Annotated in this window: 19 protein-coding genes; 12 read left to right on the top strand and 7 right to left on the bottom strand. The window is 58.9% G+C overall.

Going from position 1 to position 22,393, the window contains the following annotated elements; all coding sequences use genetic code 11:
* Positions 1–40: 40 nt before the first annotated feature.
* The 3 genes from QP978_RS03930 to QP978_RS03940 all read left to right on the top strand — a co-directional run bounded on the left by QP978_RS03930 (position 41) and on the right by QP978_RS03940 (position 2,929).
* Positions 41–832 carry a lysophospholipid acyltransferase family protein gene (locus QP978_RS03930; protein WP_049170252.1) on the top strand — a complete coding sequence of 264 codons (792 nt, stop codon included), beginning with the start codon at positions 41–43 and terminating at the stop codon, positions 830–832.
* A 151-nt stretch (positions 833–983) separates the two neighbouring features.
* Positions 984–1,475 (top strand): polyadenylate-specific 3'-exoribonuclease AS, encoded by a 492-nt coding sequence (locus QP978_RS03935; RefSeq protein WP_016423018.1) that lies wholly within the window; start codon positions 984–986, stop codon positions 1,473–1,475.
* 68 nt (positions 1,476–1,543) lie between these two features.
* The gene (locus QP978_RS03940; protein WP_070429538.1) at positions 1,544–2,929 is read left to right on the top strand and encodes a class II 3-deoxy-7-phosphoheptulonate synthase; all 1,386 of its coding nucleotides are present in this window, start codon (positions 1,544–1,546) and stop codon (positions 2,927–2,929) included.
* Between the two features lie 71 nt (positions 2,930–3,000).
* On the opposite strand, the gene QP978_RS03945 is transcribed toward QP978_RS03940, so the two are convergent.
* Positions 3,001–5,373, bottom strand: a complete 2,373-nt coding sequence (locus QP978_RS03945; protein WP_088611594.1) for a PASTA domain-containing protein — start codon at positions 5,371–5,373, stop codon at positions 3,001–3,003.
* 79 nt (positions 5,374–5,452) lie between these two features.
* On the opposite strand from QP978_RS03945, the gene QP978_RS03950 reads away from it, so the two are divergent.
* Positions 5,453–5,827 (top strand): Rv2175c family DNA-binding protein, encoded by a 375-nt coding sequence (locus QP978_RS03950; RefSeq protein ID WP_005510311.1) that lies wholly within the window; start codon positions 5,453–5,455, stop codon positions 5,825–5,827.
* A 30-nt stretch (positions 5,828–5,857) separates the two neighbouring features.
* Here the strand turns inward: QP978_RS03950 and QP978_RS03955 are convergent, their stop codons facing one another.
* The 4 genes from QP978_RS03955 to QP978_RS03970 all read right to left on the bottom strand — a co-directional run bounded on the left by QP978_RS03955 (position 5,858) and on the right by QP978_RS03970 (position 11,379).
* Positions 5,858–6,838 (bottom strand): phytoene/squalene synthase family protein, encoded by a 981-nt coding sequence (locus QP978_RS03955; protein ID WP_088611978.1) that lies wholly within the window; start codon positions 6,836–6,838, stop codon positions 5,858–5,860.
* Positions 6,839–6,844: 6 nt separating this feature from the next.
* Positions 6,845–8,461 carry an alpha-(1->6)-mannopyranosyltransferase A gene (locus QP978_RS03960; protein ID WP_049190488.1) on the bottom strand — a complete coding sequence of 539 codons (1,617 nt, stop codon included), beginning with the start codon at positions 8,459–8,461 and terminating at the stop codon, positions 6,845–6,847.
* 86 nt (positions 8,462–8,547) lie between these two features.
* Complete coding sequence (gene crtI, locus QP978_RS03965) at positions 8,548–10,248, bottom strand: phytoene desaturase family protein (RefSeq protein WP_048731199.1); 1,701 nt, start codon at positions 10,246–10,248, stop codon at positions 8,548–8,550.
* An 18-nt stretch (positions 10,249–10,266) separates the two neighbouring features.
* Complete coding sequence (locus QP978_RS03970) at positions 10,267–11,379, bottom strand: polyprenyl synthetase family protein (protein WP_016423013.1); 1,113 nt, start codon at positions 11,377–11,379, stop codon at positions 10,267–10,269.
* 66 nt (positions 11,380–11,445) lie between these two features.
* On the opposite strand from QP978_RS03970, the gene metF reads away from it, so the two are divergent.
* Complete coding sequence (gene metF, locus QP978_RS03975) at positions 11,446–12,432, top strand: methylenetetrahydrofolate reductase [NAD(P)H] (RefSeq protein ID WP_016423012.1); 987 nt, start codon at positions 11,446–11,448, stop codon at positions 12,430–12,432.
* 3 nt (positions 12,433–12,435) lie between these two features.
* Here metF and QP978_RS03980 read toward each other — a convergent pair whose 3' ends face one another.
* Positions 12,436–13,110 (bottom strand): LppM family (lipo)protein, encoded by a 675-nt coding sequence (locus tag QP978_RS03980; RefSeq protein ID WP_016423011.1) that lies wholly within the window; start codon positions 13,108–13,110, stop codon positions 12,436–12,438.
* Complete coding sequence (locus QP978_RS03985) at positions 13,091–13,681, bottom strand: GNAT family N-acetyltransferase (RefSeq protein WP_049170258.1); 591 nt, start codon at positions 13,679–13,681, stop codon at positions 13,091–13,093. The genes QP978_RS03980 and QP978_RS03985 overlap by 20 nt, the downstream gene beginning before the upstream one ends.
* A 206-nt stretch (positions 13,682–13,887) precedes the next feature.
* Between QP978_RS03985 and QP978_RS03990 the strand changes: the two genes are divergently transcribed.
* From QP978_RS03990 to QP978_RS04020, 7 genes are all read left to right on the top strand, one after another.
* The gene (locus QP978_RS03990; RefSeq protein WP_088611592.1) at positions 13,888–14,376 is read left to right on the top strand and encodes an SAV_6107 family HEPN domain-containing protein; all 489 of its coding nucleotides are present in this window, start codon (positions 13,888–13,890) and stop codon (positions 14,374–14,376) included.
* A 230-nt stretch (positions 14,377–14,606) separates the two neighbouring features.
* Positions 14,607–15,050, top strand: a complete 444-nt coding sequence (locus QP978_RS03995) for a DUF3040 domain-containing protein (protein ID WP_016423008.1) — start codon at positions 14,607–14,609, stop codon at positions 15,048–15,050.
* Between the two features lie 708 nt (positions 15,051–15,758).
* Complete coding sequence (gene mraZ / locus QP978_RS04000) at positions 15,759–16,190, top strand: division/cell wall cluster transcriptional repressor MraZ (RefSeq protein ID WP_005510286.1); 432 nt, start codon at positions 15,759–15,761, stop codon at positions 16,188–16,190.
* A 260-nt stretch (positions 16,191–16,450) separates the two neighbouring features.
* Positions 16,451–17,491: a 16S rRNA (cytosine(1402)-N(4))-methyltransferase RsmH gene (gene rsmH / locus QP978_RS04005; protein ID WP_070767281.1), complete on the top strand. Its 1,041-nt coding sequence runs from the start codon at positions 16,451–16,453 to the stop codon at positions 17,489–17,491.
* Between the two features lie 64 nt (positions 17,492–17,555).
* A complete protein-coding gene (ftsL, locus tag QP978_RS04010) occupies positions 17,556–18,380 on the top strand; it encodes a cell division protein FtsL (protein ID WP_070605644.1) in 825 nt (274 codons plus the stop codon).
* Positions 18,381–18,550: 170 nt separating this feature from the next.
* On the top strand, positions 18,551–20,632 hold the full coding sequence (locus tag QP978_RS04015) for a peptidoglycan D,D-transpeptidase FtsI family protein (protein WP_083296885.1): 2,082 nt from the start codon (positions 18,551–18,553) through the stop codon (positions 20,630–20,632).
* 138 nt (positions 20,633–20,770) lie between these two features.
* Complete coding sequence (locus QP978_RS04020) at positions 20,771–22,345, top strand: UDP-N-acetylmuramoyl-L-alanyl-D-glutamate--2,6-diaminopimelate ligase (RefSeq protein WP_049192947.1); 1,575 nt, start codon at positions 20,771–20,773, stop codon at positions 22,343–22,345.
* Positions 22,346–22,393 lie beyond the last annotated feature (48 nt).

Genomic DNA, 22,393 nt, shown 5'->3' on the forward strand with positions numbered 1-22,393 from the left:
ATGGATCGTCGGACCACCTGAACCTGTATAGTTTTAAACTGTGAATAATCGCTGGTACAAGTTCTTTAAGTACATCCTCATTGGCCCTTGGCTGCGGATCTATAATCGCCCGTACTACATCGGTGGTGAGAAGATTCCTCAGGAAGGTCCAGCGCTGATGGCGTCGAACCACCTTGCTGTGATGGATCACTTTTTCTTCCCACTGGTCTGCCGCCGTCAGCTGACGTTCTTGGCGAAGGCAGAGTACTTCACCACGCCGGGCTTTGTCGGCGGTATCCAGAAGTTTTTCTTCTCCTCGGTGGGGCAGGTGCCGATTGACCGTACCTCTGGTGATGCAGCTCGCGATGCGCTGAACGCCGGCTTGAAGGTGCTGTCACGCGGTGACCTGCTGGGCATTTCCTTGGAAGGCACCCGTAGTCCGGATGGTCGACTGTACCGCGGTAAAACAGGTGCGGCGCGTGTAGCGCTGGAGGCCGGTGTGCCGGTGTTCCCAATGGCGATGATCGATACGGAGAAGGCCAACCCGATCGGCTCGTGGATTCCTCGTCCGGTGAAGGTCGGAACGATTATCGGCGACCCGATTGATCCGTCGGAGTACAAAGCCAAGTACAGCGATGAGTATGAAGCGGCCAGGGCACTGACGGATGACCTGATTAAGGAAATTCAGAAGCTTTCGGGCCAGGAATATGTCGATGCTTATGCGACTGATGTGAAGAAGTCCTTGGAGGCCGGCACCGGCTATCCAGCGGGAACCGAACCGGGTGGAGAGCTCACTACTCCGGCTCCGGGGCCGAAGCCGACCCCTCGTCGCTGGTTTCGACGCGCTCGCTAGAATAATTAGGCGCAGATAGTTTTCGCGACAGTGGGGCTGCACACTTCCTATGGCGATTCGGTGCATGGGTAAGATTTGCTCGGTAGGGCTCCACGGTCTTTTGGTCGCGAGGTAGCCGACGCGAGGCCGAGGCTGGAGAGGATTCCACACCGTGCGTTATTTTTATGACACCGAGTTTATTGAAGACGGCAAGACTATTGATCTTGTCTCCATCGGTGTCGTAGCTGAGGATGGCCGCGAGTACTACGCGGTGTCTACCGAGTTCAATGAGAGCAAGGCCGGCCCGTGGGTGCGGGCCAACGTGCTCAATCAGCTGCCCAACCCCTCATCTCCGCTGTGGAAGAACCGGGACACGATCCGCGAGGAACTGCTGGCATTTTTCACCGAACCCGGTACGGGCAGCCCAGAGCTGTGGGCTTGGGTAGGCGCCTACGATCACATTGCGTTGGTGCAGCTTTGGGGTGATATGACCAAGCTGCCGCAGTTCATGCCACGTTATACCCGTGAACTCAAGCAGTACTGGGAGATGGCGGGCAAGCCACGGTTGCCGAAACAGACTGCAGGTAAGCACGACGCGCTGGCAGATGCCCAGCACAATCTGCTGAAGTTTCAAAAGATTGCACAGAAGTTGCCGCTTGATTAAGCAACGGAATTCGAATATTTGGTGACCTGACTAACACCCTTCTGACAGGGGCACTACAATGAACTTCTGTGAGTTGGACTATTGATCTCCCTGTAGATGACCTGCCCGATCTGCCACCGCTTCCCGGAGACATGGCTGAGCGCTTTGCTGATGTCGTATCCCGCCAAGCCCTACAGCAGCCAAGCTGGGATGCCCGCGCCGCTGCAAACGTGCGTCGCATTCTCGAATCGGTGCCGCCAATTGTGGTCGCGCCTGAGGTTCGCAAGCTTCGTCAGGAGCTTGCCGACGTCGCTAATGGTAAGGCCTTCCTGTTGCAGGGCGGTGATTGTGCGGAGACCTTTGAGTCCAATACTGAGCCGCACATCCGCGCCAATGTGAAGACCTTGCTGCAGATGGCCGTTGTGCTGACCTACGGCGCATCCACTCCGGTCGTGAAGATGGCTCGTATCGCTGGTCAGTACGCCAAGCCGCGCTCGAAGGACATCGACGGCGACGGTTTGCTCAGCTACCGCGGTGACATGGTCAACGGTGTTGAGCCGACCGAAGAAGCTCGAGTTCACGACCCAGCTCGAATGGTGCGTGCCTACGCCAATGCCTCCGCGGCGATGAACCTGGTACGTGCACTGACAGGTTCGGGCACCGCTGACCTGCACCGTCTGCACGAGTGGAACCGTGAGTTCGTCAGCAACTCGCCGGCTGGCGCCCGCTACGAGGACCTGGCACGCGAGATTGATCACGCACTGCAGTTCATGGCTGCCTGTGGTGTTGCGGACTCGAACCTGCAGACCGCGCAGATTTACTGCTCGCATGAGGCGCTGGTTGTTGACTACGAGCGCGCTATGCTGCGCCTTTCTGAAAACGATGGCAGCCAGGAGCTGTTCAACCTCTCCGCGCATCAGCTGTGGATTGGTGAGCGCACCCGTGGCATTGAGGATTTCCACATCAACCTGGCTGCCATGATTGGCAACCCCGTCGGTGTGAAGATTGGCCCGACCACCACGCCGGAGGAGGCTGTCACTTACGCCGACAAGCTCGACCCGTTCTTCCAGCCTGGTCGCCTGACCCTGACTTCGCGTCTGGGCAATGACAAGGTTCGCTCCGTGCTGCCTCCCATCGTTGAGGCTGTGGAAGCTTCTGGTCACAAGGTCATTTGGCAGTGCGACCCGATGCATGGCAACACTTACTCGGCCTCCAATGGGTACAAGACCCGCCACTTCGACCGCATCGTCGACGAGGTTCAGGGCTTCTTCGAGGTGCACCGCTCGATCGGTTCACACCCGGGCGGTATCCACGTGGAGCTGACCGGCGAAGATGTCACTGAGTGCCTCGGTGGCGCGCAGGACATTTCCGATGTCGACCTGCCAGGCCGTTACGCATCCGCCTGTGACCCGCGTTTGAACACTCAGCAGTCGCTGGAGCTGGCCTTCCTGGTTGCCGAGATGCTGCGCAACTAGTTGCAACCAGCTCAGCTAGGTACAACTAGCCCAGCTGGTGCAGCGCCGCGTTCAGTGGAGCGCTGCACTTTTTACAGAGTGCTGACCGAAATGCGGTCGCCCGCCGTGGCCTTGGCGCCCGGTCGGGGTGACTGCAATACGATGCGATCGTTCTCGTTCGCAGAGCCGTCGATGTCGAGCTGAAGATGCTGTTTCTCCGCTTCACGACGTGCCTGCGCAACAGTTTTACCCAGCAGCTGCGGAACCTTCACTGCTCTGGATACGGTCAGCGTGACAGTCGCATCATTGGGGTTAACCAGACGACCCGCACTCGGTGAGACTGCGTCGACACGGCCGTAGTCGCGCGAGGAGGAGGACGAGTCCTTTACTTCGCTTACCTCAATGCCCTCGCGCTGCAGAATTTGGCGAGCAGTATCCTCCGACTTGCCCACTACATTGGGCACTTCGATGCCGTTGTTAAGGGTCAACGTCACAGAACTACCGCGTTCGAGGCCAGTGCCTTCCTCAGGAGACACGGAAAGAACCTCTTCCGGCTCAGCAGAGGAGGAGAACTCCGCCGATACTTCTCGGACCTCCAGCCCGGCCTTGCTCAACAGCTCACGAGCTTCATCCTCTTGAAGCCCCACGATCTTTGGCACCTTCACCGGTGCTGGCCCCTTGGAGTAATGCACAGTCACAACTGAGCCAACTTCGACGGTCTGTCCTGGAGCAGGAACCGCAAAGACCAAGCCGCCGGTGGAGACATCATCGGAAAAGACGGGGTCTCCGACCTCTTCTTTCAACGTCCGCTTAGCTAGGGCAGCGCTGAACACTTCCTTTGAGTGGTTCGCGGGATATGCGGGCACAGTCGGGCGGCCGAGACTGACCAGTACGCGAACATCATCACCGCGGACAACCCGCGCTCCAGCCAGGGGGTCCGAGCCAATAATCTGGGACACTGCGACATCGTTGTCGTAGCGCTCATCAACCACCGGTTCAAAGCCCGCCTCACTGATTGCGGTCATCGCCTGTGGTTGCGACAGCCCAGTGATAGAGGGCACTTCGCCATAACGGCCAGAGCCCAGCCACCACGCGCCAAGCCCCATGCCCAACGTGGCAACCAGGGCGATAATCAGCCACAATGCACATCCACGGCGCGTCCGCTGTCGGGTAGCTCGACGGCTCTTAGGCGTCTGAGTCTGAGCAAATCGCGGCTGCGGATGCTGTGGGTGCTGTGGACCCTGAGTGTCCGGCGGCAGCGGATATTCCGGAGCGCCTGGAACGTCGGCTGGTACGAGAGCTCCACCAGACGGCTCCGGGGATTCCCAGCCAGTGGGGTTGTACTCGTCATAGCGATCGAAAGTGCGTGTCCGCCCCGCATCCGGGTCGTCGAAATCATCGAAAATATTCGGTGGTCCCGTTGGTCGGGAAGAAACGGGGCTACCGGGTGCGTCCGTCGAGAAGCCATAGCCGTCGTGACCGAAGCGCTCGGGTGCCGTCTCTGCGGTGCCGTGTCTGTCATCGAAATAGTCGTTGCCCGGTCGGTGGAAGTCCTCTGTGAGCCCCTCCATGGCGGCAGCGTTGGCGGCTGCTGAATTGACGGGCGACGGCACGCGGAATGGTGGCAGCGCGAGTTTGTCCGCAATGTCTTCGAGTGCGTCACCGAATTCCTCGGCCGTCTCAAACCGATCCTCCGGCCTGCGGGAACAAGCGCGGGCGACCAACTCGTCGAACTCCTCGGGAACGCCGTCGATGAGCTCCGAGGGGGGCGGGACAGCTTCGTTCAATCGCTTCATGGCAACGCCGAGCGAAGAATCGGCGATGAATGGAGTGGTGCCGGTAAGCAGCTCAAAGAGCAAAATACCCGCCGCATACACATCGGAGGCAGGGGAGATGGATTCACCCGTGACCTGCTCCGGAGCCAGATAAGCGACGGTGCCGACGATGACCGAGTTAGAGGTCACCTTGGCATCAGCGGCCGCGCGCACTAGACCGAAGTCCGCCAGCTTCACTCGCCCGTCCGAGGCAATCAGCACATTTTCCGGCTTGATATCGCGGTGCACCATGCCGCGGGAATGCGCCACCGATAGGGCGCGCAGAACCGAGCGCATCACGACGGCAGCTGCATGCGGAGGCATCGGACCGCGCTGACGGAGCAGTTCGCGGAGGGTCCCACCGTCGACGAATTCCATAATGAGGAAAACATGCCCCGCCGGGTCCGTGCCCTGGTCGTAGACGTTGACGAGCGACTCGTCATTGAGGTGCGCGACCGCGCGGGCCTCACGTTCGAAGCGGATGCGGAAAGACTCGTCGTCGACAAAACGCGGATCCATGACCTTTGCGGCCACCCTGCGATCGAGCCGCAAATCGGTGGCGCAGTACACGGTGCTCATGCCACCGTGTGCGATGGTGGCTCCGATACGGTAGCGACCATCGAGAATCTGCCCCTCGACAAGCTGCGACATAAACCAGCCTTCCCTGTTCCAATCAGTTGCTTCTAATAAGTATATGGGGACGTACCTACTGCAAGGCCAACGCGCTAAAGTGACCAGTGTGAGAAAGATTCCAACTTGCCACGATGTCCTGAGCGCCGACGAACCCACTCTTGCGCTGCCCGATGCCGCTGACCTCATTGGCGTCACCGTCACCCGAATTCACGCGTTGCTGCAGGAGGGTCGCCTTATTGCAGTCCACCGCGACGGCATTGCACAAATTCCCGCCCGCTTCTTTGAAGATGATGAGGTCGCGCGTTTTGTACCTGGCGCACTCGCATTGCTTGCCGACGGCGGCTACACGCGAGAAGAAACGCTGGAGTGGCTATTCACCGAAGATGAATCTCTGCCTGGACGTCCGGTGGACGCCCTGCACGGTCACCTTGCACGCGAAGTAATGCGCCGCGCACAGGCTATGGCGTTGTAAAGACCCGGACGGCGTCCTACGCTCGCCGTCCTACGCCCGCGATAGCTCCTGTCGTAATCGCCCGGCCACTGCTGTGAAAAGCAGCGGGAGGGCGATTTTTGCTTTTCGAGCGCGTCCCACTTGAGCGCGTTGCGCAAAGACGTTGTAGTTCATGCGCTCAATTTCGCCGAGAATGTCTGAGTAGAGAATCTCCGCGGCACGGATAGCCTGACGCCCTGGCACCTCCAACATGTCCACGCCGCTGCTGGCTTCGGCATAGAGTGCGCGGTTGCGAGCGATGAAGAAGGCCAATGCCTGACGTACCGCCGGGGTCGTCTGTCCCGTGGCGGCACAGTAGCCGATCTCCTCGGTACCCACTCCGAAGGCCTCCCACTCATTCAGTGGTAGGTAAATACGGCCACGGCGAAAATCCTCGGCGATGTCGCGGAGGAAATTTGTCACCTGAAAGGCTTTTCCCAGGCACTCTGCGTAGGGGGTGGCTTCCTCACGGGAGACTCCTGTGCGGGTGCCTAGGATAGGCATCATCTCAAGGCCGATGACTGCTGCGGAGCCCCACATATACGAGTCGAGTTGCTCCCATGTTTCAAAATGCGCAATGTGGCACGATGTGTCGGGCACGTCCATCAACATGGAGTGAACAAAGTCCGCAGAGAGCTGTGGATCGATGTCGTAGTCGCGAAAAGTCTGTGCGGCCGCCGAGATGACGGCACGGTCGCGGTCGCGGTGGACGTCGTCAAGCGAACCGATGACGACAGCTGAGTGGAAAAGCTCGCTTAAACGTGTGACCGTGGCTTCGATGTGCGTGGGGGAGCGGTCGGCGTCGGCGGGGCAGTCGACGTAGTCATCGACGATGCGTGCCCAGGCGTAGAGAGACCACACCGCACGCTGTTGGCGGGGTGCCAATAGTCGCGTGGCCAGGGAATACGTGCGACCGTGGGAGGCCATAATATCGCGGCAGAGCTCGTAGGACTGTGGCAGCGCGATGGTCGAGAGAGGCTGTGGGGTGGGCATGGACAACTATGCGACCTCGGTCGACCGCGACAGGGGCGCCACCGTGGAATCCGTGTCTGCGGCGGTTTTATCGTCACGCCACGGGTACTTCCAGCTGAATTTTCCAGTGGTCAGCCAGCCGACGGCCAGCCAGCCGAGAACGGTAATGATAACCATCCAGGGCACGTCGTAGAAGCGGTGATTGCCGCCGCCGGCGAAGGACAGCGACAGGATGAATGTGAACAACACGGTGCCTTGAACCACCCATCGTGGCGGGCGAATCGTTCCCATGGGAGTCAATAAGCTGGCGTAGTACCAGGGAAGTGCCACGGCATTAAATACGCAGGCCACCACGTAGGCGGCAATCATGCCAGCGACATTGTTACGAGGGGTGGCTCGGAAGTAGAACCAGGAGATCACGAGTCCCACCAGCATGATGATGGAGGAGACCACGCGTGTGTGGCTGACGATGACATTGAAACCGATGTCGTCGTTGAACCACGCCGTGACGCCCGAGATCACACCAGCGACCGCTGACGGTGCTGCCAGGGGGTTAATCACCTTGGTATTGCCACTGATCTCGGAAATCCAGCCCCAGCTCGAGCCGGTCAGCCACGTCACCACTGCAAGCGTGCCGACGCAAACTGCGACCAACACGATGCCCACACCGGCAATCGCCGGAATCTTGCGCAGCATCTCTTGAACCGTGGCGATGGGCTCGCGCCTGGTCAACACAATCCACACGACGAAGGGCAGCGCCAGGACAGCGGTGGCTTTCAGCGCGACGCCAATTCCGATGAGGACAGCAGCGACCAGGCCACCCCGCATGCGCTCCATGTGCAGTGCGGCGACTAGTGCCAGGCTGACCAATCCGACCATCAGTGCCTCGTTGTGCATACCCGCAATCAGATGCAGTAGCACCAGTGGATTGAGCACACCGAGCCACTGTGCGAAAGCCGGATTTGCTCCAAGCTCCCGGGCGATTCGCGGGATCGACCAGACAATGGCGGCGAAGCCCAGCAGACACACAATGCGGTAGAGAATCACGCCGACGGTGATGTTGTCGCCGACAATCCGCGTGATGACCTCGCCAATTCCCAGATGCAGCGGGCCATACGGGGTGGTGGTATTCCGCCAATCTGCGGATACCTCCAGCAGCATCGGCCCTGGATTGGCTGCAGCTCCCTCAGTGTAGGGATCAAACCCATCGCGGACCATCGCGCCCTGCATGAGATACGAATAGACATCGCGAGAGAACAGCGGTGCGGCCAGCGCGAGGGGAATTGCCCAGGCCATCAGGATTGAATTGAACCGACGCAACGTGGACTCATCGCCGCCAGCGTTCGCTGGAACCGCAGCGTCTGCTGCGTCGCCATCATGGGCAGAACCGGCCACAATGTCCCGGATGGTCCCCTTCGAGAACAGCAGTTCCCGCCCGATGCGCAGCCACGAGATAAGCAGCAGGGCGATACCTACCCAAATCACAATCTCACAGAAAATCTGACCGTGACCGTAGGTGATCCAGTCGAGTCCCAGAGCGTGGACAAGGCCGCCACGGTAGCGATTCGCACCGGAACCGTAGGAGCCCAGAGCAATGAGGATGCCACCGTAGACACCCAGCTGAGCACTCCGCGATAAATTCATGTCAACCTAAACAATCGATACATTGCTGATGCATTAATCCTAGTTGGTCAGTGACCACCGGCAGACATCCGGGAGACATTCATGAGCTAAGGCGTTTCAAACCGCTGTGCCGCAAGTCGTCCCGAAATCATGACCGTCGGCACGCCAACCCCCGGCACCGTCGTCGATCCCGCCAGCGTCAGATTCTTTGGCATCTTCGGAGAGAAGTTGCGGGGACGGAACGGCCCCGTCTGTCGGAACAGATGCGCCAGCCCAAACGGCGAGCCAACGCCCATGTCGCGTTCTTGCCACTGCTGAGGGGTATCGATCCGACCGACTCGCCACTTCGTAGAAATCCCGGTCAGTCCGCGCCGCTCCAGCTCAGCGGTTATTTTCGCAACGTAGTCCCCACCGATTCGTGACCAGATCAGATTGGCCGACTGCAAGTTGGGGCACGGCGCGAGCACACTGACGGGCTCCCACTGCACGCCGTTCGCATCTGTGACAATACGCTCCGGCGCGCTCACCGCAGGCCGGGTGACCAGCAATGATGGGTCCGACATTAGCTTTCCATGGCGCGGTGACGAGATCTCCTCAAAGGTTTCGTTCCACTTTTCGCCAAACGAAATCAGGTGATGCCGCTTCGGCCACGTCGCAGTCTCCGAAACCGGAATCAGCCCGTGCGCCACCACCGCCGATGGAGAAAATCGAACTGGGAACAACCGTCGCGCTCCCGTCCGCTTTACGACGCTCCGAAGGCCTCGCCGCTTCGATGAGCTACCGGCGGCAGAGGTAGCCGCGTCGTGAAGCCAGCTCTGCACCACAGGTAAATCGGTCGTAGCGATGACGGCATCGGTGGGACGCTCGCCAGTTGCCGTGGTGATGGCGGAGACAAAGCCTGCTTCGTCAACTTTCAGCCCAGTGACATCAACGCCGAAGTCGATGGTTCCGCCAGCTCGACGGACGGCCTCGGCGAGCAACTCGCTGACGGCGCCTATACCCGAACCAAATGCGGGGGAGTGCGGATAGTAAACCCCCATCGAGGTATCCATGTGGGAAATGCAGCCGTAGACCGCACGGGCCTTAGCGGGAGGCACACCTGCGTAAAGCGCCTGGAAGCTGAAAACGCGAGCGAGATCATTATCTCCGAGGAAGGCACGAATCTTAGGTTCGAGGGCGCCGAAGGCACCGAGTCGGAGGAGCGTAGTGAGGTCGCGAAGCGCGCCGGGCCCGGTGAATAGGTCCGTAACGCGGTCAAAGCTGCGGGACATGAAGTTGTCGAAGCAGGCATTGAAGAGAGTTTGCAGCCACGTGCGAAGTTTGCGGTAACCGGCGACGGTGGAGTCAGAGGCACCGAAGCGCGCGAGTTCATCGGCCATCATGTCTTCGTTGGAAAACACGTCGAGTCCGCCGCGGGTGGCAAATTCCGCACGGTAGGTGGGCGTGATTGGGGAGGCCGAAAAACCCGGGTCGATATCGCGCGCGTAGAGGCCGACGGCGGCGAGGGCATCGTCGACAAGCGAGGGCATGGTCCATACAGTTGCGCCAGTGTCGAAGACTGCGGTGAGCGATTGCTCGTCGATATCGACTGTGATGGGTTCACTGGCGCAGCGTCCGCCGACGAAACTTCCCCGCTCGACAACGGTGACATCGTAGCCATCGGCGATGGCGTAGAGCGCGGCGGTAAGTCCGGACAGGCCTGCGCCGATGATGGTCAGTCGTGGTTTGGAGCCCTTATGAGGACGAGTGACCGCACGTCGCAGACGCGGGGAATTAATGGGGGCACGAGTGGGGGAAGCAGCGGGCATGACTACGCAACACCTGGTCTAATGCTGACGAGCGGTGGCGCGAACGCCCATAGCAATGAGGTTCTCGCGCGACGTTGCAGGCAGGTCGGCATTCTCGATAGTGGAGAAAGCGCGGCTGGTCAGGCGGTCAATTTCACGTTCGACGGCATCGGCAGCGCCGGAATCAGCGATGAGATTTCGTAGCTCATCAATATCTGCAGCAGACGAGACCGCTCCCAGGCGTTCATCGATAAAGCGGGCCTTTTCAGGTGCGGAATCGAGGTAGAGGCTTAAAGCCTGGCCGACCAGTACGGTTCGCTTGCCCTCGCGGAGGTCATCGCCGGCAGGCTTGCCCGTGACTTCGGGATCGCCGAAAACACCCAGCTGATCGTCGCGGAGCTGGAATGCCACACCGATATCGCGGCCGAAGCTGCGGTAGGCCTCAACCAATTCCGCTGGGGCGCCGGCAATCGCAGCACCAATGTGGAGCGGCCGCTCGATGGTATAGGCGGCGGTCTTGAACAGATTGATTTTCTCAGCGGTCTCGACGCGACTGTCCCGGCTGGCTTCGGCCGTGATATCGAGCAGTTGGCCGCCAAGTACTTCAGTGCGCATCGCCCGCCAGGGGACAAGTGCGCGGGTTAGCGCCTCCGAGCTGAGGCCTGAAGAGTGCATCATGTCATCAGCCCAGGTCAGGGCGACATCGCCAATGAGAATCGCGGCGGAAATGCCGAAGCGGTCGGCGGCTCCATTCCAGCTATGGGCCTCGTGCTTGGCCTCGAATACCTTGTGGATGGTCGGTGCGCCACGGCGCGTATCAGCGTCATCGATGATGTCGTCATGAATGAGTGCGCAGGCTTGAATGAGTTCCAGGGCACTCACCGCGTTCATCACAGCCTGGGAATCCTCGGCTGGGGAGAAACGGCCTTCGAGGCCGCCTGCTCCCAACCACCCCTGCCAGGCGAAGGCTGGACGCACGCGCTTGCCCCCATTGAGGACGAAGGAATGGAGCGAATCTATGGCCTCGGTGTACACCGCATCGACCGACGCGACATCGTCGCCACGGTTTTTGAGGTAATTCTCCAGCGTTTTGGTAACAGTAGCTGGTACTTCGCGGGGCTGCAGCGCGGCCAAATCCAGTTCTTCGCTCATGTGAGCCTCTCGTCGATGACGGGTAATGCTGACTCAAGAATAGGACACCGCTTAGTATGAGTGACTATGTCCTCAACAATGCCACTGTCGCCAGGTCGCCAAGTGACGATCCGCCAGGCGCTTTCAATGCCGAGCGCGGGCAGTATTCCCTTCTCGGTCGAGTTCATGCCCCCGCGTGACGACGCGGCCGAGGAACGTCTTCTCCGAGCAGCTGAGGCTTTCCATGATCTTGGTGCCTCCTTTGCATCCGTGACCTACGGCGCCGGTGGTTCTAGCCGCGACCGCACCCTGCGAATCGCCCAGCGCGTTTCGAGGCAGCCGCTTACAACGCTTGTGCACCTGACATTGGTAGAGCACACTGTCGACGAGCTGCGGGAAATCCTGCGCTCTTATCTCAGCGCGGGGCTGACGAATCTGCTCGTTCTGCGTGGTGACCCACCGGGAGACCCGCTTGGCCCTTGGGTGGAGACCGAGGGCGGTCTGCACTACGCCAGCGAATTGATTGAGCTGATTAAGGCCGAGCCGGAGTTCGAGAAATTTGAAATCGGCATTGCGTCGTTCCCGGAGGGACACTACCGCTCGCCGGATTTGGACCATGACACGCAGTACACGCTGGCCAAGCTGCGCGCGGGAGCCGAATACTCGATTACGCAGATGTTCTTCGATATTGAGCACTACTTACGCCTTCGAGACCGCCTGGTGGAAGCCGACCCAGTGCACGGTGCCAAGCCCATCATTCCGGGGCTGATGCCGATTACATCGCTGCGCTCAGTGCGCAGGCAGGTTGAGCTCTCCGGGGCACAGTTGCCATCCGATTTGGAGGAACGCCTGATTAAGGCAGCAGATGGTGACGAGCAGGCCAATAAAGATGAGATTCGCAAGATTGGTATCGAGTTTTCGACCAACATGGCAGAGCGGCTCATCGCCGAAGGCGTGCCGGGGCTGCACTTTATGACTATGAACTTCGCTCGCGCCTCCCAGGAAGTTTTGCACAACCTCGGCATGGCGCCCGAATGGGGCACCGGCCAGGATATGCTGCGCGGCGGTTTTTAATTGCTAAAAGTCCTGCATGTCGCGAACTCTTCGCGCCCACAGGACACCTAGCACTGAGGCTAGGACACCGGCGGCTGTGGTCACACCGGCAAATAATAGGAATTGATTCCGCTTGGTGGATCCAGCCGGCGACGAAGCCCATACATTATGGTTCTCGCCACTGGCGAGCTGCCATTCCACCTTGTTCGGTTCGGTCTGGCGGCCATTGGAGTCAGTAACCTGCTCCGGGAACGCGACGACGAAATCAACCTTCGCGCCGGGCAGGTGAGTCAAATCCATGTGGCCGTTCATCGAAATCTTGCCGCCACCGGTACGGTCTAGGTCGATGTCTACGCGATCGTCGGAAAGCTGTCGGAGCGTATCGGTGAGTTCAATGAAGTGCAGCTCATTGAACGAGACTTCCATCTTTCCTGTGGAGGAGTCGATTACTCCCTGCGAGACGCGGTCGGAGAGATCTTCCGGTACTTGCCACTGCTCAAATTGGGAACGGACTTCCTCCGTGGGTGTTACGTGAATTGTGCCCGAGACCCTGTCGTCGCCGGAAATGGTAATGCCAGCCTGTGCGTCAAAGCAGCCGCTGAGCGGCAAGATGGCGGCAATTCCGGCCATTGCTGTGGCAATGCGCAGAGGCGAAAGCCGTCGACGTGGTGTGGAAGGTTCACTCGGTGATGATGTCACGGGGAAGATCTACTCCTAGAACTGCGAAGGGGCGGGAATCCCCTGTGAAATAAAAGTTCCTTAAAACATCCTTGAAACCAAATTGGCGGTAGAGTTGCCATGCCCTATTGGCCTCATTCGGGTATTCCGGGGTTGACAACAGAACTCGCGTCTCCGGGCGGGAATCGACCAACTCGTGGAGCAACCGTTTACCGAGTCCCCGCCCCTGAAAGCTGGGGTGAATGTGAATCTCAGACAGTTCGGCGTAGTTGCCCAAGAGCTTGACGACGTCCGGTAGCGAGCGCCCGTCCATGAGCAGTCCATCTCTTACCTGGCGATACCACCAGTGCGTGTCCAATCCTGTACGGCAGTAGCCGATGCCGACCAACCTGCAGCGCGGGTCGCGGAGAGCGTGGGCAGGGGAGAGCTCTTCGGGGTGAGCTATGGCTGCAGCAGCCATGAAGCCGGGTTGAGTGGTTTGCTTCTGCCATTCGTGGAGACGACCGGGCAAGATCGCGGGGTTGTACTGCATCGCGGTGATGTAGAGAGCCACTGCTTCTTGCAGGCGGAGATTGAAGTCTCCTGCTGTCATCGGAACCACGCTGTATTTCACAGTGACCAGATTAGCGACTTAGACGAACTTAGTTGTGAGATTACTGCAATAACATCGAGTCGAACAGTTGTGCGAAAGTATGCCTGGCGTAGTCCGGGGTTGGGGATAGATTGCAGTCAATCCCGCTAAGGGGAAGCGGAAAATCCGTGCTCATGTGAATGCTGTGTGAAAGGAGAAGCAGGGTGGTGGCAAGGTCGAACGTGGTGGAGTTTAGGGCGATTTCGCAGTCGGGTTCGGTCGCCCCGGTCGGTGTCTCAAGGCAATCGCTGGAGCTGCTGGGGCGGGCAGAGGCTCTGCTAGCGAATGCTCGGAATGCCAGCTCTGATGAGATGTTGGAGCTTTCCTACTGTGCGGCGCTGCGTTGCGCAGGCGCGCTGTTGAATCGCGACGATGTGTCGGTGGCTGGGGGTTCTGGCTCGGGCGCTCGTTCGGGCTCGGTAGTTAAGCGTCGTCGTTCGGCAACACAGAGTGCCTGGTTGCGTTTAAAGAAAGAGCAGCCCGAATTTGATAGCTGGGTCACCAAGTTTGAGCAGTTCACCGCGCTGCGTGAGGAAGTCCGGTTGGGTATTTCGCGTCGCATTGACTCTCGGCGGGCGCAGGAGTTGTGGGATTTAAGTTGTGCATTCTTGGGGGCTGTCCGGGCTGAGCTGGGTGTTCTGTCCGCGGCTGCGTAAGCCGGTGGGGGCGTGTTAGAGCGTTGCTTTCCTAAATAAATGGGGGATTGTTCGGATTCATGGAACAATAGAGGTGAGTCGCCCGTTGAAGGGGTAAGAATGAAGCTAACGGACGCCGCGTTAGCAGCACGTGGCCTGTAATTAGCTTTGTTGTATCGGCATTGTTAGTTGAGGGGTCAAGGCTCGCCAGTATCGCGGTGGGCAATGCTCAAGTAGGCGATGGAGGAATTGTGGGACTATCTGAGCACGAACAGCGGATGCTCGACGAAATCGAGTCTGCACTCTACGCTGAGGATCCTAAATTTAGTTCGACGATGGCCGGAAATGCGTTCAGCTTTCCGGAGGAAAACAGCGCACCTCGTGGGTTTTCCATCCAGGTTTTTGCGCTCATGCTCCTCGGTCTGCTGATGTTGATTGGCGGCGTCGCTCTTTTCTCTGTGAGCAATTGGTTCATTGTGTTATCGGTTGCCGGCTTTGGCCTTATGTTCGGTTCCGGCGTTTGGGCTCTGACCGGCGCCGGTAAGCAGGAGAAGGCTAGTTCTGCTTCGGGGCTGAGCTTTGGAAAGTCTAAGTCCGGGGCGGCAAAGAGTCGTCGAGGGACCTCGGGTAGCCGTGGCTCCTCTGGTGATTCCACGTTGGAATCGCGTTTCCGTGGCCGCTTCGAGGGGCGTTAGGGGATAAGCCTCAAGAATTAACAAGTGAGGGCAAGCCAGCGATGGCTTGCCCTCACTTTTTTGTTTTTCTAGACGTGAATCGTCTCCACAAGATCTCACCCACTTTGCCCCACCCTGAGTCCCCACTTTCCCCCACTTAGCTATTGGGGTGAGGGAATTCTTATCTTCGGTCGTTGTTGGTATTTCCGAATGTTTGGCTCTGGCGACACAAAATTGCAGGTCAACGCACTAAGTCTGGCGACCAGGTTGAATCTGGATGGTTTTTAGCAGGTAAGTGGTGGGTAGTGGGGCGTAAACTGCTTACTGTTGACAATGTGGTTAGTGTGGCGTCGTTATCGGCGTGGTCGCGGGTGGGTGCCCCACTTTTTATTCGCGCTTTAATTGTCGAGGTGATTCTTTAAAAGTCCAGGTCAATTGGGTTAAAGCAGATGTCCTAACGGTGGGGTTGTGCTGATGCTGTGGCTATTTTTCTCCTTCTTGTGTTGATAGTGGCAGATAGTGGGGTAAAGTGGGGCGTGATGTTGATTGAGGTTGGTCAACATTGCAGAAGTGAATATCCGATTTGCGCTTAAAGTTTGGCGAGATTTTGGCACAGCGGGAAAGCACAGCCCTCTGGCTCTGCTTGAAGGCAACGCCTAAATCCCTGAATTCGGTAAGCGTTTGTGCGTTGACATTGAGGTTGACACGGGGATAGGAGGCCAGTGACGCATGTTTCTGGGCACCTATACGCCGAAGCTTGATGACAAAGGGCGCCTGACGTTGCCGGCGAAGTTCCGTGAGGATCTCGCAGGTGGCCTGATGGTCACTAAAGGGCAGGATCATTCTCTGGCGGTGTATCCGAAAGAGGAGTTCGTCAAATTAGCTCAGCGGGCTACTAAGGCCTCTCGTACGAATGCCAAGGCGCGAGCTTTCATCCGAAATCTTGCGGCGAGCACAGATGAGCAGCGTCCTGATGGCTCGGGGCGAATCACGTTATCGATGGATCACCGTCGGTACGCGAATCTCTCCAAGGAGTGCGTGGTTATCGGCTCTATTGACTTTCTGGAGATCTGGGACAAAGAGTCCTGGGAGGCCTACCAGGCGGAGCATGAAGCTGATTTCTCCGAAGGTGAGGATGACTCGCTGTTCGGCGTTTTATAAACCGCTTGGAATAACCGAAAAGAGGGAATGTCCGCATGGACTCTGCCTGATAGCCCCTGGTGTACTTCCCCGATACCAGGTTCTGTCAGGCGGGGCCCTGTGAACATCCCCGCTTTTTGTTTTAAGCACCGATAGCAGCATTCCCAGTAGTGCTCATGAGGTGCGGTCTGGTTGCTGGCGCGGCACTCGTCGTTAAGCAAACCGGGAATACACTCGATAGATTCTCTGACCAGTGCGAACATACCCGGTGAGGAGGGGAAATGAACGGATCGGCACCTGCGGATGATCGCAAGTCCGGCGAGTTTGGTCATGTCCCCGTTTTGCTTCACCGAGTAACTGATTTATTGCGCCCGGGCATCGAGGCACTGGGTGACGACGCAGTAGTTGTCGACGGCACTCTTGGTGCCGGTGGACACACGGAATACCTGTTGGAGCAGTTCCCGAAGCTCTGCGTTGTTGGACTCGATCGCGATGACAATGCATTGCGAGGGGCAGAAGAACGTCTCGCGCGCTTCGGTGATCGCTTTGTAGGGTTCCGTGTGCGTTTCGATTCGCTCGCCGAGGTGCTCAGTGGTGAAATTTCTGCAGCCGCTGGTGGAAGTGGCGCGGAGGACATTCTCGCCCGCGCCGCTGAGAAGGGCATTGCAGGTGCGCTTTTCGACCTCGGTGTTTCCTCGATGCAGCTTGACCAGGTCAATCGTGGATTCGCCTACCGAGTCGACGCCCCGCTGGACATGCGCATGGATGCAAGCCAGGGGATTACCGCAGCGGATGTGCTCAATACCTATTCGCACGGTGATATCGCGCGCATCCTATCGACTTACGGCGACGAGCGCTTCGCCGGCAAGATCGCCTCGGCAGTCCTGCGTGAGCGGGAGAAGGAACCGTTTACGACTTCCGGTCGTCTGGTTGAGCTGCTCTACGAAACCATTCCGGCGGCATCTCGTCGTAAGGGCGGACACCCGGCCAAGCGTACGTTCCAGGCTCTTCGTATCGAGGTAAATCGTGAGCTTGAAGCTCTGGAAAATGTGCTGCCGCAGGTCTGCGATGCACTCGCAGTCGATGGGCGTGCAGTGTTCATGAGCTACCAGAGCCTGGAAGACCGCATCGTCAAGAAGGACTTTGCGGAGCGCGTGAAGTCGACAACCCCACCGGGGCTCCCGATGGAGCTTCCGGGGCATGAACCGCACTTTGCTCTCATCACGAGAGGTGCGGAAAAGGCGTCGGCAAGCGAGATCGAAGACAACCCCCGAGCCGCACCGGTGAGAGTTCGCTGTATCGAGCGAATTCGAGCCGATTGACCCAAACCTTTCAACCGCACCAAACGCACCCTTCACAATCTAAGTACTGGGAGAACTTTCGAGCATGGCAACGACAATCACGGAGCACGCCCCCACCCGGCGCACCTCCCGCGGCGCATCTGCAACCGTCGCCGGTGCCAAGACGAAGACTCGTCAGCGCGGCCGCAGCGCCCGCACGAAACAGGATCTTTATCAGCGCAGGCGGTTTGGGCGCACAGGTTCTCAGCAGGTCATCTCGGTGCGTGGGCGTCGCGTTACGACGTCCTCGAGGGATAACCACAAGTTTGCCGGTGCGGCCGTGATGATTATTCTCGTCGTTGCCGGAATCGTGGCGGCGATGTGGCTGTCGGGTATTTCGACCTCGACATCCTTGCAGCTGGATGCTGCGCAGACCAAGGAAAAGGAGCTGCGTAACCAGCTGGAGGTGCTCGAGCGGGATGTTGCTTACATGAAGTCAACCGGTGCTATCGCGCAGCGTGCTGTGGAAGAGGGCATGGTCAATCCGGAGCAGCCTGCCGTTTTGACGACTGATCCGGAAGGCAAGGTCGTGGAAGTGCGACCGGGCGATGAGAAGCAGCAGAAGATTATCGACCTCAACAGTGAGTCGCCGAATGTTCCGCATGCGCCGTCGTCGAACCCGAAGGACACCGAGAATGTTCCAGGGATGCAGGCACCGGCCATTGAAGAAGCGCACCCACGTCCCAACGGGTTGCCGGCAACCGCTCCGTATGCGCCGCAGAACCATGAGCCCGCACCAGCACCTGCGCCGGCTCCGGCACCCGCGCCTGAGGCTGAAGCTCCAGCGCCAGCTCCGGAAGCGCCCGAAGCGCCAGCCTCGGTGCCGGAAGTACCGGAAGCACCGGCACCCGAGCCAGCTCCAGCACCGTAGGAACTTAGAAACTAAACACGGCCAAACTGGCCAACTGTCCGATATTCTGGCGGTTCCACTGTTTCTGGTCAGGCGACTGTAGACTAATTAATTCAGTACTCGCGATGGCAGGGAATACCGCCTAACGTTATCGCGCGCGGGAGAATCGACTTAGTAGAAAGCACTAGCGCATGATTCGATCTGAAGACGACTACCCCAACCGTGGAGGGGGGTATGACTTCGGCGAACGTGCTTACCGAATTACATCCCGTGAGCGCAGAGACCAAAGTCGAGTTCGGGATGGTCAGCGCAGCCGGAGGCTCGATGCTAATACCAACCGAAGCGTGCCCCCGCGCGAAAAAATGCGCATTAGTAATAAGGACTTCATCCGGCGTCGCAACTGGCTGCAGTTTATAGGCGCTATCGCAGTCGTAGTGCTGGTCTCCCGTTTGGCTTGGGTGCAGCTCGTCGCAGGTCCTGACCTTTCTGCGGCGGCACAGAATCAGCGCACGGTGGAAGTTGTTGATGCAGCTCGGCGCGGTGCGATTCTCGACCGTAATGGAGCTCAGCTTGCCTTCACGATGGAGGCACGCAGTATTACCGTGCACCCGAACACTTTGCGCAAGTGGATTGGGGACGCACATAAGCAGCGCCCGGATGATGTCGCTGCCTACGATGAACGCCTCGAGCAGATCGCCAAGGATTTGCCGAAGCTACTCGACGTGGCCGACATCGACGCGGAGAAGTCGGGAAGCAGTCGCCGTCGTCAAGCGGAACCCGAAACCGAGGAGAACTCGGTGATGAGCGCGCCGTCCCGGGTGAGCTCGAAGGACATTCTAGAGAAGCTGCGCAATGAGGACAGCACCTACGAGGTGCTCGTGCGTAATGTCGATCCGGACAAGGCCGCCGCCATCGTGGAAAAGTATCCGGAACTGGTGGCGGAGCGTCAGGATATTCGCCAGTACCCGAATGGGGCGACGGCGGCTAACGTCATCGGCAAGATTGGCATGGATGGCGTCGGCCAGTTCGGCTTTGAAGCCTCTCGTGATGCCACTTTGCAGGGTATTAACGGTGGCAAGACCATTGATATCGCCTCCAACGGCGTGGCAATCCCGGGATCCACGCGCGATGTTCACGCGGCTGTGGACGGTACGACATACGAGCTGACCCTGGACCTCGACATGCAGTACTTTGTCCAGCAGCAGGTCAACCAGGCGAAGGCCAACTCGGGAGCGAAAGATGCGTCGGCAGTTGTGCTCGACGCGAAGACCGGCGAAGTGCTAGCAATGGCGCAGGCGGACACGGCTAACCCGAATAAGGATATGGGGGCCGAGCTCGAAGAGGGGCGCACTATCGGAAACTCCGCTGTATCGAACCCATTTGAGCCGGGCTCTGTAGCAAAGATCATTACCGCCGCGGCCGCTATCGAAGATGGCAAGACCACACCGGATGAGGTTCTGCAGGTCCCGGGCACGATTGATATGGCGGGTGTCACCGTGCGCGATGCATGGGAGCACGGCACGGAAGCTTTCACGACGACCGGTGTATTCGGCAAGTCCTCCAATGTCGGCACCCTAATGCTGGCAGAGCGTTTGGGTCAGGACCGCTTCGCTGAGATGCTGCATCTCTTCGGGCTGGGGCAGTCCACGGGTATCGAGTTGCCCAGTGAATCGTCCGGCTTTGTGCCACAGCGTCCGCAGTGGTCCGGCGGTACATTTGCGAACCTGCCCATTGGTCAGGGTATGGCCATGACACTGCTGCAGATGACAGGAGTTTTCCAGGCAATCGCCAACGATGGCGAGCGCATCCCGCCGCGTATGATTCGTTCGACAATTTCCCCGGACGGCACGAAGACGGCAACAGAGCGCCCGGAAACAGTGCGTGTGGTTAGCCCGGAGACCGCCCAAACTGTGCGCGCTATGTTTGAAGGCGTTATGCAGTCTGATCCCACGGGGCAGCAGTCGGGTACCGCGGCCGGCAATAGTATTGAGGGATACTCGCTCACAGGCAAGACAGGTACGGCGCAGAAGTTTGACCCCGACACCGGCGCGTACTCGAATTCCAAGTACCACATCACGTTTGCAGGCATCGCGCCTGCCGACGATCCCCGTTTTGTCATTGGCATTATGCTTGACGAACCCCAGCGTGGTGTCCATGGTGACGGCGGTCAGTCAGCAGCCCCACTGTTTAAGGACATCGCCGCTTGGGCGCTTAACCGCTACAACGTACCGCCGTCGCCACCCCGCGAGGGCAAGTTGTTGCTGCAGCCGTAACGAGGTCACCACCACAATGAAGTTACCGCGACAGCACTAATACACAGACTTTTATTACTTTGGTTTCTGCAAAGTGAATCTCTTGAATTTTTCCAACCTGTTGTACACCAACGACTGACTTGAAAGAGGGAACAGCCAATGACCGCCACCCTTGCGAAATTGTGTAACCTCGCGCATGGCCGACTTGACGGCATTACCGAATCCGCGGCGGCAGGAGCGGATATCGCCGCAATCGAACTCAACGCTGCCGAAGTGCCTGAAGGCGGAATGTTTGCTGCCGTCCCAGGTACTCGCACGCATGGTGCGCGCTACGCGCAGCAGTCGGCTGCTACAGCGATCCTGACTGATGAGGAAGGTCTGAAAATCCTGCGGGAAGCAGGGGAGACTCGACCAGTCCTGGTTGTCGACGATGTCCGGGCCGTCATGGGGCACGTTGCTGCAGAAATCTACGATCACCCCTCGGATTCACTGACCATCATTGGGGTTACCGGCACCTCTGGCAAGACCACCACGACCTACATGCTGGAGGGCGCGCTCCTGGCAGCTGGATGCTCGACAGGCATCATTGGTACTACCGGCACGCGCATCAATGGCCGTGCCGTTCCGTCGAGCCTGACTACCCCAGAAGCTCCGGCCCTCCAGCGCCTGTTCCACCAGATGCTCTCCGAGGGGGTGACGCACGTTGTCATGGAGGTTTCTTCTCACGCACTGTCGTTGGGGCGTGTAGACGGAGTCAGTTTCGAGGTCGGGTGTTTCCTCAACCTCTCGCAGGATCATCTGGACTTCCACAAGACCTTGGAAGAGTATTTCCAAGCCAAGGCCAAGCTCTTTGATCCCGCAGGTCCGACACATGCACCGAAGGCTGTCGTGTGCATCGACGACGACTGGGGTGTCCGCATGGCAGATATCGCTGCCGGCGACCCGGATGTCCAAGTCACCACTGTCCATACTCAGCATCGCGTAACCGACAAGACGCCAGCTGCCGAGGTCTTTGCAGAATGGCACGCCGCTGCAGCCACTGTCGCCACCAACGGTGTCCAACATGTGGAGCTAACGCGAAATAACACTGACACAGTTGAGGTGGAAGTTCCTCTGCCGGGTGCTTTCAACGTTGCCAATGCCGCAGTCGCATGGGCTGTGCTCGATGCGATTGGGCATGCCAATCACGCGGCCAAGAGCGGTCTGGCACAGGTGCGTGTGCCAGGCCGCATGGAGCGCATCGATCGCGGACAGGACTTCCTGGCTGTGGTGGACTATGCCCACAAGCCAGCCGCAGTAGCTGAAGTGTTGGCCACCTTGCGTGCACAGACCGAAGGTCGCGTGCTGGTTGTCGTCGGCGCCGGTGGCGACCGCGATAGTGCCAAGCGTCCAATTATGGGAGCTGAGGCTGCATACGGTGCCGATGTCGTCATCATCACCGATGACAATCCACGCTCCGAGGTGCCCTCTGAAATCCGTGCGGCCGTGGTCGCCGGTGCGAAGGAAGCGGTTGCCAGCGGCAAGGCCAGTTCTGACACGGTTGTTGAGGAAATCGGCGATCGCGGCCAGGCAATTCGCCGTGTCGTCGAGCTCGCCCACAGCGGCGACAGCATCGTGGTGGCAGGCAAGGGACACGAAACCGGCCAGAATATCGGTGGCGTAATTCACCCGTTCGATGACCGTGAACAGCTGGCCGAAGCACTCACACAGCGACTGGAGGGATCCGCTGATTGAGATTGCTGAAATCGCTGAGGAAGCGCACCACCTGACATGCCTACCGCG

Origin of the sequence: Corynebacterium sp. MSK035 (assembly GCF_030232615.1) — a bacterium.
Classification (GTDB): Bacteria; Actinomycetota; Actinomycetes; order Mycobacteriales; family Mycobacteriaceae; genus Corynebacterium; species Corynebacterium jeikeium_D.

What these genes read in the sequence shown, in the direction of transcription:
- QP978_RS04020 (WP_049192947.1), top strand. Translation starts at nt 20,771, where the DNA reads ATGACCGCCACCCTTGCGAAATTGTGTAACCTCGCGCATGGCCGACTT.
- QP978_RS03955 (WP_088611978.1), bottom strand. Translation starts at nt 6,838, where the DNA reads ATGCCCACCCCACAGCCTCTCTCGACCATCGCGCTGCCACAGTCCTAC.
- QP978_RS03985 (WP_049170258.1), bottom strand. Translation starts at nt 13,681, where the DNA reads ATGACAGCAGGAGACTTCAATCTCCGCCTGCAAGAAGCAGTGGCTCTC.
- QP978_RS03945 (WP_088611594.1), bottom strand. Translation starts at nt 5,373, where the DNA reads ATGTCGCAGCTTGTCGAGGGGCAGATTCTCGATGGTCGCTACCGTATC.
- QP978_RS03960 (WP_049190488.1), bottom strand. Translation starts at nt 8,461, where the DNA reads ATGAATTTATCGCGGAGTGCTCAGCTGGGTGTCTACGGTGGCATCCTC.
- ftsL (WP_070605644.1), top strand. Translation starts at nt 17,556, where the DNA reads ATGGCAACGACAATCACGGAGCACGCCCCCACCCGGCGCACCTCCCGC.
- crtI (WP_048731199.1), bottom strand. Translation starts at nt 10,248, where the DNA reads ATGCCCGCTGCTTCCCCCACTCGTGCCCCCATTAATTCCCCGCGTCTG.
- metF (WP_016423012.1), top strand. Translation starts at nt 11,446, where the DNA reads ATGTCCTCAACAATGCCACTGTCGCCAGGTCGCCAAGTGACGATCCGC.
- QP978_RS04015 (WP_083296885.1), top strand. Translation starts at nt 18,551, where the DNA reads ATGATTCGATCTGAAGACGACTACCCCAACCGTGGAGGGGGGTATGAC.
- mraZ (WP_005510286.1), top strand. Translation starts at nt 15,759, where the DNA reads ATGTTTCTGGGCACCTATACGCCGAAGCTTGATGACAAAGGGCGCCTG.
- QP978_RS03970 (WP_016423013.1), bottom strand. Translation starts at nt 11,379, where the DNA reads ATGAGCGAAGAACTGGATTTGGCCGCGCTGCAGCCCCGCGAAGTACCA.
- rsmH (WP_070767281.1), top strand. Translation starts at nt 16,451, where the DNA reads ATGAACGGATCGGCACCTGCGGATGATCGCAAGTCCGGCGAGTTTGGT.